This window comes from Haploplasma modicum ATCC 29102, from assembly GCF_000687835.1.
Taxonomy (GTDB): Bacteria; Bacillota_I; Bacilli_A; order Acholeplasmatales; family Acholeplasmataceae; genus Haploplasma; species Haploplasma modicum.
Genome location: NZ_JHYB01000002.1, coordinates 78722 through 94057, shown reverse-complemented (window position 1 = coordinate 94057; position 15336 = coordinate 78722). Strand labels below are relative to the sequence as shown.

General features: G+C 26.0%; 9 protein-coding genes and 1 pseudogene. All 10 read right to left on the bottom strand.

Going from position 1 to position 15336, the window contains the following annotated elements:
* Window positions 1–25: 25 nt before the first annotated feature.
* Window positions 26–2545, bottom strand: a complete 2520-nt coding sequence (locus tag T352_RS0100475; RefSeq protein ID WP_026391283.1) for a hypothetical protein — start codon at window positions 2543–2545, stop codon at window positions 26–28.
* A gap of 2 nt (window positions 2546–2547) precedes the next feature.
* Window positions 2548–4059, bottom strand: a complete 1512-nt coding sequence (locus tag T352_RS0100470; RefSeq protein WP_026391282.1) for a hypothetical protein — start codon at window positions 4057–4059, stop codon at window positions 2548–2550.
* Between the two features lie 154 nt (window positions 4060–4213).
* The gene (locus T352_RS0100465) at window positions 4214–4642 is read right to left on the bottom strand and encodes a hypothetical protein (RefSeq protein ID WP_026391281.1); all 429 of its coding nucleotides are present in this window, start codon (window positions 4640–4642) and stop codon (window positions 4214–4216) included.
* A 17-nt stretch (window positions 4643–4659) separates the two neighbouring features.
* Window positions 4660–4815 (bottom strand): hypothetical protein, encoded by a 156-nt coding sequence (locus T352_RS07080; protein ID WP_156951165.1) that lies wholly within the window; start codon window positions 4813–4815, stop codon window positions 4660–4662.
* 167 nt (window positions 4816–4982) lie between these two features.
* A complete protein-coding gene (locus T352_RS05935; RefSeq protein WP_035344689.1) occupies window positions 4983–9065 on the bottom strand; it encodes an Eco57I restriction-modification methylase domain-containing protein in 4083 nt (1360 codons plus the stop codon).
* 13 nt (window positions 9066–9078) lie between these two features.
* Window positions 9079–10023: a hypothetical protein gene (locus T352_RS0100450; protein ID WP_051615624.1), complete on the bottom strand. Its 945-nt coding sequence runs from the start codon at window positions 10021–10023 to the stop codon at window positions 9079–9081.
* Between the two features lie 61 nt (window positions 10024–10084).
* Window positions 10085–10561, bottom strand: coding sequence for a hypothetical protein (locus T352_RS0100445; RefSeq protein ID WP_026391279.1), 477 nt, complete (start codon window positions 10559–10561; stop codon window positions 10085–10087).
* A 112-nt stretch (window positions 10562–10673) separates the two neighbouring features.
* A complete protein-coding gene (locus tag T352_RS0100440) occupies window positions 10674–12014 on the bottom strand; it encodes a hypothetical protein (protein ID WP_026391278.1) in 1341 nt (446 codons plus the stop codon).
* A 308-nt stretch (window positions 12015–12322) separates the two neighbouring features.
* Window positions 12323–12595, bottom strand: a pseudogene (locus tag T352_RS0100435) (DEAD/DEAH box helicase family protein); the annotation flags it as partial.
* 329 nt (window positions 12596–12924) lie between these two features.
* A complete protein-coding gene (locus T352_RS0100430; protein ID WP_026391276.1) occupies window positions 12925–15306 on the bottom strand; it encodes a hypothetical protein in 2382 nt (793 codons plus the stop codon).
* Between the last annotated feature and the right edge of the window lie 30 nt (window positions 15307–15336).

The following is a 15336-nucleotide window of genomic DNA, read 5'->3' as shown; positions in this document are numbered from 1 at the left end:
AGTGCTATGCCTAGCCTTTTAAATATTATTTTCTTATCCACTTAATAAATTTTCTAATGAATAAGTATACTAAATAAATTAATCCAATTCCTAATAATGATGATACTACTATTGATGACCATTTTAATGCATCATTTTCTGCAAATTTATCTTTTATTTGGTCTAATATACTACTTGATCCAAACTCATCTTTTTTTGTTTTAAAAGGATCTTCAAATCCTTCTGGATTTAAATCTTTATTTGTTACTACAACTTTAACTGTGAATTCTTCTTCTGTTTCTTCTAATTCGATTGTTTTTGTTAATTCACCTTTTCTTGTTAATGTAATTGGTAACTTGTACTGATCAATATAATCTTCAAGTTGTTTATTCTCGAAATAAGAATCTAATATTGATTGTGCATTTACATCTTCTTTTATCGTTCCGGCTTCTACATATAAAATAAATGTATTAGAGTTATTGTGTTTTGCTATTAGATACTCACCTATTTCAGATTCAATAACTGTATAAGGGATATCTAAATCAAATTCTTTCTCATTTGGAAATTCACCCTTTAGATTAATAACTGCTGATTTAACTGTGATTTCTAATATGTAAGCTTCATTTGATAGTAAATCATCTTTAAATAACATTTCTTTATGAAGTACTGTTATTGCTTTTTCAATATCAATGTTTTCAGTAAATACAAATGAGTCTGGTAATTCATAGTAGACTTGTTTTTCTCCAATGTTGTCATTGGTAACAAATAATCTTATAACATTAGAATCCCAATCATTTTCATAACTGCTTAATACTTTCTTTTCAATTTTAAGATCATGATTTTTATTGACTACTGCTTCTCCTCGTGGATCTTCAACATGTTCATTATAAATGTCAATCAAGTCTTCTAGTGTTTTAGTATCAGAAATATTCGTTAAAACAAACATTGATTCATAAAATTTAATAAATGATACAACTTCTTTGAAATCATAATATAAAATATCTACTCTTGAAATTTGAGATAATCTCTCATTTATTGTTACCTTTATTACTAAATCACCATCTTTATCTAGTTCAAAGTCTTCATCTTCAAATGTTATTTCTACTGTTTCATATTCTCCTGCAACCATATCTTCTACTATAGTTTCTAAAACAGTTCTTGGATCCATACCAATATTTAAATGTATTGTAGAAGGAATTATTGGATATGCTTCTACTGATCTTCCGCTGTTCTCAGCATAAATCGGAAAGTTATATAACTCTAATATTTGATTGACATAAAACTTTTCTAAATCTACACCTGTTAATGTTTCAAATTCTTCGATACTATTTAAAATAGTGTCTATGTCAATATAATCATCAGAACTCTTATATAATTTATCTCCTTCATCATTAGTAAATTCAAAGATATTATATGTTGGAATAAGGTTAGTATAATATTTGATTTTTGATGAAAAATCATCACTATCAATTATTGTTTGAAAAAGTTCTTTGTTATCATTAGGGATATGAACATTTTTAATATTAGGATAAGAGCCAAAAACATTACCAACTGGTGTCGCTAATTCATCTGCAACAAAATATAAGTCATCTACATATATTGTTTGATTGTTATTAAAAGTATCACCTTTATTAGACAAATATAAAGTTTCTGCTTTAATATTTTGAAGTTGAGTTAGACCTTCTAATCCTCTTAAATCCAATGTTTTAAATTCAATGTTTCTTAATGGTTCTATACCTCTAATAAGCTTAGCACCATGAAATGATTTAACTCTTTGATCAATTTTTATAATATTAGCTTTCATATCAAGATAACTTTTGTATAGCTTATGTTTTTCCATGTATGTGTCTACTTCATAATCAACACCGGCTTTTGAATATCTTAATTGAAAATCTTTACTTGGTAAAAAACTTTCTATTGTATACTTCAGTGTCGAGTTGCTTTTTAATATAAAATTATGTTTCTTATTTGATCTTGTGTTGTAATCAGCAAGACCTTTTTCAAAAACATCTTTGGTAAAATCATAATAATATCCATTAGAAAAATTCATTTCATCAATCTTTGCTTTACCATTTGATTTATCAAATTCTGTATAATAGTTAAAATACGGTGTTACAAAATGATAATTTGTAATATTTAAATTCTCAAACGATTCATCTAGATGATTACCATGACCTAAATATAAATTTTGTATTGTTCCCTCAAAATTATATAAACCTCCAAAATGACGTGGTTGCTCAAATATAATTACATCCTTTAAATTAGTATAACTACTTAAGTCAGTGATACTTGTGTACATAACAGGAAAATCCATAATATTGTTGTATACCACTATATATTCAATTTCTTCAGGATTTTCAGTAATTAAAGATGCCATTAAGGTATCACCACTAGTAGATAAAGTATATTGAAAACCATTATGATCATATTTTGCCAATTGTTGTGGAACATTAGGTAAATTGTGGTTTATATTAATTTGGTTGTTTGTATTAGCATATGTTGTTTGTGTTCCCAATAAAACAAACGCTAATAAAGTTAAAAATGAAAATATAGTTATTTTTTTCATATTTATTTCCTTTCTTTTGTTGAAAATATTATGTTTATAAATCTAATAATTTTATAAACAATATAGAAAAGTATTAATCCAACAATAACTGAAGCTATAATAATCAGGGTTTTTTTTGATGCCTCAAACTTTTCTTTAACCTGGTCAAAGAAATCATAAATTGTTTCTTTGGCCTTCCATCCTGTTGATTCAGTGTCTAATATTAGATCTCTATCTAAAATATGTAATGTTTCACTATCTACTGTATCCATTTTTACTGGTACATCATAGACAACATCATCGACTACATAATTCAACCTTAAAACTTTAAATTCTTTAAATCTCTTATAATTTCCTTCGGCTTCTGGATTTGGATGAAATATTTTCCAATTTTCATCATCATAGTTAAGAGTTAATCTATATTTATAATATTTAGATTCTTTTACGTTTGATTTATAATTACCTTCTTCAAATCCTTGATAATTAAATAATCCAAAATATCCACTCGACTTTCTTTCAGTTGTTAAAGATTTAGTAACATTATATTCATCTGTATCTAACCAAAATTCATACCAATTTTTATTATCGCTTGTTAGGGTGTAGTTAACGTCTACACGATAAATACGATCAATATCAATTGTTGTATTAAAATATACATTATGAACATATCCACCGAAAGCAACACTGTGATAACTTTGAGCTTCAACATCTTTTAAAATCTCATAAGCTTTAGTAACTAATTGGAATGCTCTTTTTCCATCTTGTTTTGGAACAAATCCTAAGTCAAATGTTACTGAATGACTGGACATTGTTTCGTATTTCTTTTCATCAGGAACACTTCCATAAAACTCTTCAACTTCTATTCCACCCTTAAATCCATCTATTTGGTATTTTTGAGTTAAGGGGACTCCAAATTGCTCACCTAAGACAAATCCTCCAATAGCAGTCCTATGAACAGAAATGTTCGAATTAGGAAAATGAAGACTATCTGTTGTATCCCAAGTTGGTGTATAATTCGTTATATCTTGTTGCGTTTCGAATTGTTTATACTGCTTGCCATTAATTTTAATTTCTCTTAGAGTATTAAATTCATTTGGAATATATTCACTAGTCCAGATAAAGTATAAATAAGAGGCATATTCATTAACATTGGTTTCCCAATAAAGTCCCACAATTTGTGCAGGAGCTAAATTAGTTAATTCTAAGTCTAAGTTTTCGATCATGTCTTCCCAAACTTCATCTATTTCAGATTTATATTGTTGAAGCAGTGAAATTAGATCTTCTTTTTCAAAGGAAGCCAAATAACTAACTCCATGGGTACTACTCATCAACCTTACCATTTTTGTATAAAATGTTTGATACTCAGGTATTAGCGCATAACTTTTATGCCAAGAGGGCAAATTACCATCTCTAACATGTTGACTTACTTCATCATATATTTCATCATGAAAGCTTGCAGCTGACACCAAAGGAACAAAGATAAATGCAAAAATTAAAAGTATAAATGATGTTAAAACTTTAATCTTTAATTTCATTATTTTCTCCTCTTCTAAATATTCTATTAAATGGGCTAGCGATGACCTTAAGTATCATCGCCAACCCCCAACCAATCGTTGATAATATAACCAATAAGATTCTAGTCAAAATCAAGAAAAAGGATTTTATCAATAGAAATATTGTTATCATATATTATTCAACGACTGGATCAATATCTTCTTCTTTAAATTTGTAACCTAAATCAACATATTTTAAGTTTCTAATTTGTGATTCACTTAAATAACATGTTCTGTATAAATCCTTGCAAAGTTCAACTCTTACAAAATAATACTTGTCACCAGTTTCTGCATAAGTACCAATCCCTACTTCTGCATCAGCATCGGTAATTCTAAATCCTTTGGAGTTTTGTTTAAGATCACCTAATCCTCTTTCATTTAAAATTAATTGATAATCTCCCATTTCTAAAGGTCTTGCTGGTTGTAACTCAATGTTTGAGTAATTTTTACCAAATGTTTTTTGGTCTGCATTAATGTCTTTTAAAATAACATTCAATTCATATCTAGGATTCATACCTCTTCTTTGTACTGCTCTTAGCGTAAAATCTACTTTAACTTGTTGCATTTAATTGCACCTCTTTCTTATTTTTTTATTACGTAGTTTTCTTTTGCTCTTTGGTTTAAAAGTTCTTGATTAGTTTTTGAATATAGCTCAATTGCTTTTTCTATTTTTCCTTTTGGAACATCTATCATTTCTAAAACTGTCGTAAACTTTCCAACCCATTTTAATTTCTTCAAGGTTACCACTCCTCCTTTTCATTATTTTGAGTCATTATTTCCCTTGACCCACATATATGATATAAGTTCATCGCGACACTATTTGGCGTTCATCTTTTTTAATGCATAAAAAAACAACTCGACATTGGAGTTGTTTCTTTTTTTATTTATGAACAATAATTAAATTATTATTTTTCTGTAATTAAAATATTATCTGTTGTTTTTTCTTGGACGTTATCAAATACATATTTTTTTATATTAGATGGGACAGAATATTTTTCAAATAAGTGATTATCAATTTCTTTTATTGATTTTGACCACCAACTTTCTTCAAAAGTTTGGATAGGCACTGCTTTAAATTTTTGTTTTGAATTATCCTGTGAATATTTGTTTAAATATAATAATCCTCTTGCAAATCGAGTCATTAAATATTTTGCCATATTGTTTGCCATCTCAATATTATCGAATGGACCTACTTCTAAAAAGTTTTCAGTACATATTTCACTTGGTCTTGCAACAATAATATCAGAGTATGCCCCTCCTAAATAATTCTTAGACCAATTACCCCAAGCTTTACCAATAAATACTTTATACTTATCAAACGAAATTGTCTTTCTTGGAACATCGTAATCTGTATCAATATATGCAATTGTTTGTCTTCTCTCGTATAATCCATATATTCTAATATCTGTAGAATTGTTTTCTAGGAAACTAACTGGTGGCAAATTATACTTGCTTGGATCATTTAAAAAGTCAGTTCTTAATCCATATGGCATTAATGACGATACCATATCAATCATATTTTTGCTTTCTATTTTATTTACTAGTTTTGAAAGTTCAACTAATTCTTTTGGTTTTTCTATATCTTCTTGATTAATTGGGAATAGTACCTCTTCTTCATTTAATCCATCAGTATAAAGAAGTTGTTGGCCATCAAGATTATTATCATAATTTTTAACCCATAAAATGAAATTAGTCCATTCTGCACCACTAATACCTGGAAACACATTAAATCTGTTATCTACGAATACTATTTGTTTGTCTCTTTTGATTTCTTCGTTATTCATTTTAGCAAGATTATTAGCATTTTTAGGTTCTTGCCAACCAGTAGGAAATATAAGACTTACTACATTTGCTAATTCTCTAGAAAGTAAATAAAAGTCAGTATATATTTGTTGTTTAGCATCTGTTTGATATGGGGGATTGCCCACAACTGCGTTAAATTTCACTTTGTTTTCCTCCTTTAGATTAAATCCATTATGTATTGTTTTGATTAAATCCTTATAATCATCTTTATATCCTTTATTCATTTCTTCATTTATATCTGGAATAGTTAGTATATTAATTTTGATATCGTTCGAGTTTTTATATCCAATTAGTGTTCTTTTTGTTATCAAAGCTGCCATTTCTGTTTTTGTAATTATAAAGATATTTTCACTCAAGATTTTCTCCCATAAATTTGAAGTGTCTTTCATAATTCCCTTATGTTTATATTCTAAGTAAATTGACGTTGCCACAAATAAAGGATACAATCCTGTTTTAGAGTTAACATCTAATACTCTAGAATCTCTATCATACATCACTTTAAACAGTTCTTTGTTTTTAATTTTTAGTTTAGGACCTGTATTTGTATCGATAAATATCTTAGTATAGTAATCATTTTCAAAAAATAAATGCCCACCAATTGTTTCTCCTAAGTGTTTGTTCACAACAGACCAAGGCGTAAGAACAGTTTCCCTATCTGGATTTTTAAATGTTGAAAAAAGTTCTGAAATAGAGTCTACTCTCTCCAAAACAGGTAAAGAATCAGATAGCTGAGTAATTTTTCTTATTCTCTTACCTGCTTCTACAAAAACTTCATTATCGAAAAATCTCTTAAAATCATTAAAAACATCCTTTGTAACTCCTCTAGGCATAAATTCAACCCATGAATTATCATCTACAAGTGAAGAAAATTTTTCAATATCAATCTCTTCATCAATAGGAACATCAGCACCGTAAATTAAAAGTGGAATTCTAATAGAAATTGCTCTTAATAACTTAATGGCATTCAGTCTGTCTTTTTGTTGTTTTCTATATAAAGCCAACGCTTCTTTTTCTTCTGGAGTTAATTCTTTTTTAGGCTTTTTATTAAGCTTCCTCAATTCTTTTTCATCATGTTTTTCATTATCTAAACCTTGTTTATTCAAAACGATTTCTCTTATAGACTTTGATCTGTCAGATGCTTTAATAATACTATTTAATCCATTAAACAACGAAATATCATCATTAGTTAGTGACAATAGCATACCATCATTATATAATCCCACATCATCAAAACCATTTCTTACAACACTATCAATTGTTGCTTGTTTAAGTTGAACTAATAAATTATTTACATCGTATTCTTTAACACTTGATCCTTGAATACCAATAACTGGACAGAAGTTTAAAAATTCCCTCATTACATCTCTTTTTTCAAACTCATCACGATTTCCAGCTTTAATTGATAATTGGCTTGCTTGAGCAATCATTTTGAGAGTTCTATCTGGTGCAAAATCAAATACATACGAATTGGTTTTAATCCTTCCATTGATATTAGCCGGGCTTTGAACTCTAAAAATTGTTTGCAAATATGAACTAGCAGAAGTATTAGATGAACCTGATAACATCAATGCTGCAGTCCATGGTTTTATTGTAACTCCAGTAGTTAGTTTTCCACAAGATAACGTAATTGTTCTAGTTAAGTCCGGATTAGGACCAATTGCTTTATCAACTTTTAACTTAGCGTCTTCATACTTTTCTTCCTCATCACCATCACCAGCAACATTAACAATTATGAACTCGTCTTGACCAAAAACTTTGTGTTCTTTTAATAATTTTGATAAAGCTCTTGCTTCTTTTACTCCTGGAAGCATCCATAATGTATGTCTAAAATTATCTCTGTATTCTCTAGTTGAAAATGGATAATTAGTACTTGGGTCAACTAATAAGTCTAAAAATCTTTTAACATCTTCTTTATATACAAATTCACCTGGTGTAACAACTTGAGTAGGCCTTGGATTATCTTTTTCATAAACACCAGTCCAAACTCTAAAAAACTCTCTGAAGTTAAAAGCACTGTCTAATAAATCCAAATAATTATTTCCCGTAAAAACATTAGTTAAATCGTAAGTAAATATATTTAATCTTGGTAATCCAGCATAAGGATTGTGATCACCAAAGTTATTTGCTTCCCAGTTTATTTTAGCATGTTGTTCGGCAATATAGTCCCAAGTAAAAACATCATCTTTTTCAAATTCATACTTACTTGATTCACTCAATAAATTAAATGGAGTTCCTGATAAAAATAATGTCTTTGTATCTTCTTTACTCGATCTTAATTCATTAATTACATTATCCCCTAAATTTGTTAATATTCCTTCATGTGCTTCATCGACGATTAGAAAATCCCAATCTATATCAAAAATATTGTTAGTTTTACTATTGTTCCCGCCAAACATTTCAGCATTCCTCAAAAATTGCATAGAAGCAAAATAAACAATGTTTTTCCCTTTTTTTGATAAGTTAACTAAATTATCAAAGCTTTCGCCGTATGTTTCAGATCCAAAAATATAATTTTTTTCATCATAAAATATTTTATTAAACTCCTCATACCATCCTGATGATACAACTGGCCTGTGAGTTGCAATTATAGTTTTAGTAAAACCTAATCTTTTTATAACTTCTAAAGAAGTTAATGTTTTACCAAATCTCATTTTGGCATTCCATAAATAGACATCATTACCTTTTTTTAGTTCTTTACTTTTTGTCGTAAATTTTCTGACTGTTTTTATAATAGCATCTTCTTGTTCTTCACGAAAAATTATTGGTGACATTCCTTGAGTGATTTCAGAAGATAATAATGATTTTCTATTTAATTTTCTAGCTTCTAGAGCATTTATGGCTGTAGATAAATCACATTTATACCATTCATCTGCTCCAGTATAACTTACTTTAGTAAATCCGGATCTGTCTAATATTCTCTGAACACTTTTATCATTGAAAATATTTCCTTTATTGTCGATTGCAACAGTTGTATATAGTAATTCATATTTTATATTTGCAGTTTGTGTGTACTGCTTAATTCTTTTGTTTGCAAAATTATTTAAAAGTTCAGTATTATCTTTCACATTTAAAACATTACCTTCGTAAGTAAAAGTTGTTTCTCCAATTTTAAGAATTCCTTTGTGAGTGGGAATGTTTATTCTAAAAATATAAATTAAATTATATTCAAAACTTTTAAGAATCATATTTCAGTCACCTCTACTTGATAATGTCTACAAACTTAACAGTAATATTTTTAGTCCAATCTTTTATCAAACTATAAATTCCATTATGTGAATTGATGTCAGGTGTTTTACATCCGTAACACTCAAACTCTTCAATCTCTCCAAATAAATTAGGTCCGATTGTTCTACTTATACAACTATTAGGAACAACTCCTTTAATTCCATCCATTTGAAATATATTCCAAACAATTATATCTGCAATGATCATTAGTTGTTCATAGCTTGGGTCGGACCCAAATCTTTCGTTATAATATTCAATAAATGTTAGAATTAAATTTATTCTTGCAACTATTAGATTATCTCCCTGCCATTCATATCCATAAGTTGATTTATAAGCTCTGATTACCCATTCAAACCATGATACGTCATCAGTTACGTTTTCATTAATAACTCTAATTTTTCTGTCTAGAATTCCAATTCTATTATTTAAATCTATATTCTCACCACTGCTTGCATCATATCTACTAACTAAATAAGGTCCCTCACCGCAAGTGATTTCAAGACGAATATCTTCTACATAATCTTCCCACTTCTTATTCAAATTATTAAAAGGAATTTTAGAAGGGTTAAGAACCCATTTTTCATTATCTTCAAAATTAAAAATATTTTCTTTTCCAAACCAAATATTATCAATTAAATTGTTTTGCTTATTACAAATCCACGAGGGAGTAAAAACTTCCCCCATAATCTTAGTTCTGTTTTCGTAAATAGCTTTTAATTTGTAAATACGTGGTTGTATAATAACCTCATTCTTCAAAAAAAGATCACTATAATTTATTTGATTTTTAAACACAAAAAAATTATTTAAATGCTCATAATCGTTAGAAGCCCAAATAATATTTTTTTCTGTTGTTTTATCTTTAAGTAATAATTTTATAATGTTTTGGTCAATTGTTGTTATGTCAAAAATATAGATCACCTATTCATTCAAAATACTTAATAACATTATATCATAATATTAAGTTACACTTTAGTATTATTTATTTCACATTTTCAAAAAGTTCATAATACTCTTTAATAACTGACAATGTATCATTGTTCTTGATGAAGATTGAATATAAATAATCAGAAAAATATTCAGCTTGTTGTTCTATCAAAAACGACTCCCATTTATCAACATTGTATACTTCATCTTGAAATTCATATTCTATCTTATCTAACTCTTCGTTCGTAAAATAAATACTTTCCAAACCAAGCTTTCTTTTAATAATTTCTTGATGTTGAAATGCATGAAAAACTTCATGAAACGCACATTTAATTGTTTTTTCTGAAGTCGAATTCTTTAACCATTCTTCATTGTATCTAATAAGAAAATGATTTTTGTCATACATTCCAGAATGATTATTAGATAGAAAGTGTTTGCCTTCACTTATAACTACCCAAAAATTTTCATCTAAATTCAGTTTTACCCTAGCATAATTTGTTGCAGATATTACTAATTTGTTGTTCGTATTCATTTATAAAAACCTCCTTTATAACAATTATACTAAAGTTAAATTTACAAAAGTAATTTTTTTTGAATTCTAAAAAAACAGCAATAATCATCGCTGTTAAAATTTATCTTAAAATTTAGTGAATTAAGAACAATGCATTAATAGAATCAATTGCATCTTCGTTAGACAATCCGATTAAATTCATCATAATGATATAAATTATTTTTTCAAAAGTTCTTAAATCTTTATAATGTATTAATGATTTTTCTATCTTTCCATGCATTAGTTTATTTCTATAGTTTGTCATTTTTTTAGTGTACTCTATTATATCTAAGTTTGTAAAATAGTTATACAGTTTAGTTACCATAATCATTTTTTCTCTGTAAGAACTTCTTATATCTAAAAGTTTGCCTTTAGTTCTTTCAATAATATCTATATCATAGTTGTCAAAACTCTCATCTTCATTTATTATTTCAACTATATGTTTTGCAATTTTACTAAGTTCTAATAATTTAGTATTATTTAAAACCATTTTTTCTGTTAAAACATCAAAGTTTGAAAACATAACAAATTGTTTCAAAACATTATATTCATTAGTTGTTTTATCGTAGTAATATGGAAAATTATTATCCAAGAAAAAATACTCTAAAATTTTTGGTATTGAATTATCAAGTTTATCAAAATTAACTACTTTAGTTAAATTTCCTACGTTACTATTATTAAATAAATTTAAAATTCCTTTGCTATTAATCGTTTTATCTCTTTCAATAAGATCTCCATTATATTCTATATATTCAAACCCATCAATTTCCAATCTAAATAAAAATTGAAAAATATTTTTTAAATAATTAGTTACTCTAATTATGTCTAAATAACTTACTGGTTTTTCATTAAATGTTAACATTATGTAGGAATTATATTTATCTAAATAGGTTTTATCATACCTATTAAAAACATTACTGCTAATTCCAAATTTCAGAGATAAAATATTGTTATTGTTCTTGAAATTATATATTCTTATATAGTCTTCTTCTTTTAAATCTTTATAAGTTCTTAAGGAATCAAAATTAGTTTTAACTTCTTCTTTTTCCACTTTAATTTTTCTCATCGGACTGAATAAGTAATTTATAATATCATCTCGAATAATTAATGTGTTTTTATTATATTTAAAATGACCCTCTTCATATTTAAATACACTAACGATGTTAAACGTCAAAACAGTTTTATTATATTTCGGAACTTGTCCAGTTATATCATTAGTTTGATCACGATTAACCCACATTCTATTAAACTCAAAAATATAATTGCTAATATTATCATGGCCATATAAGACAGAAAAATCTATTTGTTTATCACCGAAAACTATTTCCAAAATATCCGAATCATTATTATTAAATATGGTAACCGTTAATTCCTTACTATTCTCGCTATAAGAAAAATCTCTAACTTTACCAAACAATTCTAATTTTCCAACCATCAATAACACCACCTTATAAGTATTTTTAAGCAATATAAATGAACTATAACTCTTTAAGAAATTATAGCATTTTTACGTTGTTTTCACAATATTGATTTATGTAACTATATAAATAAAAAAAACACAACATATAGATTTTATATAATTATATTTTCTATATTATTGTGTTTTATATTATTACGTCTAACTGAGACGAATTTTTACCCCTTCTAGGTCACATAGACTATTGGTCACTAATAGTTTTTATAGTCATTATAGGCTTGAATAGTCCCTGTTTATCTTCGTTTGTTGGCGTTTTTGTCACATTAATCATAATAAGATATGAAGTATTCAACACGATTCATAGGAAAAAGAGCTTTTAGCTCACCGTATAACTGACCAGCAAGAGTTTTATTAGGTGCTAGCACCAATGTCTTCTTGCCCATATCTTTAATAATGTTAGCGATAGTAAAAGTTTTACCTGTACCAGTCGCACCAAGTAATATTTGCTCATTGATGCCATTATTAAAGTTTTCTATTAACTTTTTGATTGCTTGTGGTTGATCTCCACTTGGCGTAAAATCTGTTACTAATTTAAACATTTATTATACTCTTCCTAACTAACTTTAGCTTCTTTTTATAATTATTTTGGCCCGCTTTATCGAAAAATATATTATAATATTTTGACTGAGACGAATTTCAAGTGCCTCTAGGTCACATTTGTATTTTTCTAATATTTATTTTATCATTTAAGGTTAACTTTAACAAGTTAAAAGTTTTAGGTTTCAGAGTATTAAACTAATATATTTTAAACAGCTCCTTATCTGTTTACGTATATATTATAAAGGTTCATCGCGACACTATTTGGCGTTCATCTTTTTATATAAAGAAAAGTTCAGTTGTTTTAATAACCGAACTTATAATTATTCTTTTATTCTAAATTAATGTTGTTTAATGGGTTAATATTATCAATCTTTATTTTGTTATAAAGTTTTACTTCATAAGTTTTCTTTTTAAATAGTTTTTTATATACAACAATTTTAAATTCTACTTCTTTAAAATCGTTATTAATGATGTAACCCGTACTCTTAATTAGCTTCTTGTTAAGTGACTTCCATCTTACTATATATAGTTTATCTTTAATTAGTTTTGGGAAACTGATGTAATTTTTATTTTTAAATATTTCTCTAACATTAAAATTGTTTATTAAAATAATATTATCTTTGTATTTAAATCTTAAACCTAACACTTCACTTAACAAGTCTAACTGAGTAATTTCTCTTTCAATATTTAATTTCTTGTAAATATACTTACTATTAAATAAAAACATTATTGATATTTCTGCATTTGGATCCGACATTATTTTATTGTAGGCAATACTATAATCATACTCTTTCCTAATTTCTTCATTATTAATGTAGTATATTACTTCTTTTTCATAAGAGTCACTAATCACTAAATCGTTTAACATAATAATTTCGTTTTCTAAATCTAAAAAGTTCTCTTCTAAAGATTTAATATATTCAAATAACTTTAATTCATTAGCAAGCACTTCTATTTTTACATTATAAATATAGTTTTCAAAACCCACTATATAAAACTTTGCTTCAAAATTTATATTGTCTTCTGTTAATATCTTTCCTTCTTTATCTATATAGATAGATTCAATAAAGCTGTAATCATATTGTTTAGGAAGATAATTAGACAAGTAATCATTTGGATTAATTAGTATTTTTGCTTTAATAGCTTTATTTAAGTCCTTTATATTATTAAGACCTTTAATATTTACTATTTGTTCTAAAACAGTCGTATTATCTTTTTTAATTATTACTTTAATGTCAGTAAAAGTAAATCCGCTTCTTAAAGTAAAGACATTATCATTAATATCATCTCTCTTATAAACTTTATTATAAGAAACTATATAATCACCTTCTAATTTTGGTAATTCAAATTTATAGTACTTCTCCTTTTGTAATAATATTGTTATTTCATTTAATAGATTAAGTCCATTTGTAAATTCATCATTAACATAGTTTAGTGTTAATTCTTGAACTACTTCATTATTAATCAATATATTTATTTTTATCTTTTTCTCTTGACTATTTACAATATATAAATTATCAATTATTAGATTAGTATAATCCGTTAATAATTCAACTCTTAATATGTTTTTTCCAATCTTTATTGGTTTTGTGTATATGATTCCGTTTGTTGTAGTATTTAGGATAATTAAATCGTGTTTATTAATTTCATTATCTCTTCTAAATATTTTAAAAATTAAAAGAGGACTTAATAATATCGTTATAGTAGGTAATATAATAAGATTATAGATAAATCTGTTATTTATAATCTTTAAATTATTTATTAACTGTTTGACATTTGTTAGTTTAACATCCCCTATTTTAAGATCAATATAATAACTATAATTATTTAAATACATTGTCTTAATTGGATTATACCTATATTTAACAGAGAGTAATTCATGATCACTATATACTCTTCTTCCTATTATACCTTTAAATATAATATTAAAATATTTCGGAACTTCAGCAATCAAAACTATAATAGTTGATAGTATAAATATTGGTAGTAATAAAGGAATTAATATTATTACAACAAAATATTCATTAAAATCTCTGAAGATTAAATATAGTTTATAAAAGAATTTTTTAACATAAATATATATTAATTTAAAACCTTTAAATATCCAAGTAAAAAATTTTATAAACAAATTAGCTGCTACATTAAATAATTTATAAAACAATTTATATGGTATTTTAATAAATATAACAAATACAGTTTCAATTACTATAAAATGAATAATAAGATAAGTGTATATAAATAACAAATATACTAAATTATATAAGAAGTCAGGCGTTTTATAATAAATAAATTTTATGGTTAGATAAACTTTAACAAAAAAACTATTTATATATTTAAAAATGTTTTTTATACCTATACCAATTAAATTAAAAAGCTTTTTTATATATTTAAGTACATGTTTTAATCCTAAAAATATTTTATATATAAAATTAGAATATATAAATAAAGCAACTTTCTTTAAGATGCTATAAACTTTGACTGTACCTGCTTCTACCCCTTTATATGTTGGTTTAAGTATGTAGTTAAAAAGAATTGTTGAAGGTGTTTTGATTAAGTATTTAAATACAAATTTAAATATAATGTTAAAAAACATATAAATATAGAAAAGGAAATAATTCCAAACAATTTTGGACAACATCTTAAAAAAATTGCCTATATTTATAGTTGCATTAACTATTATTCTTTTTAAACTATTTAATATATTCTTCATATTTTATTTCCCTCATATAAAACACTTAAA

Excerpts from the sequence above, each read along its gene's own strand:
- T352_RS0100475 (WP_026391283.1), bottom strand. The coding sequence starts at position 2,545 with ATGAAAAAAATAACTATATTTTCATTTTTAACTTTATTAGCGTTTGTT.
- T352_RS0100470 (WP_026391282.1), bottom strand. The coding sequence starts at position 4,059 with ATGAAATTAAAGATTAAAGTTTTAACATCATTTATACTTTTAATTTTT.
- T352_RS0100465 (WP_026391281.1), bottom strand. The coding sequence starts at position 4,642 with ATGCAACAAGTTAAAGTAGATTTTACGCTAAGAGCAGTACAAAGAAGA.
- T352_RS05935 (WP_035344689.1), bottom strand. The coding sequence starts at position 9,065 with ATGATTCTTAAAAGTTTTGAATATAATTTAATTTATATTTTTAGAATA.
- T352_RS0100445 (WP_026391279.1), bottom strand. The coding sequence starts at position 10,561 with ATGAATACGAACAACAAATTAGTAATATCTGCAACAAATTATGCTAGG.
- T352_RS0100440 (WP_026391278.1), bottom strand. The coding sequence starts at position 12,014 with ATGGTTGGAAAATTAGAATTGTTTGGTAAAGTTAGAGATTTTTCTTAT.
- T352_RS0100430 (WP_026391276.1), bottom strand. The coding sequence starts at position 15,306 with ATGAAGAATATATTAAATAGTTTAAAAAGAATAATAGTTAATGCAACT.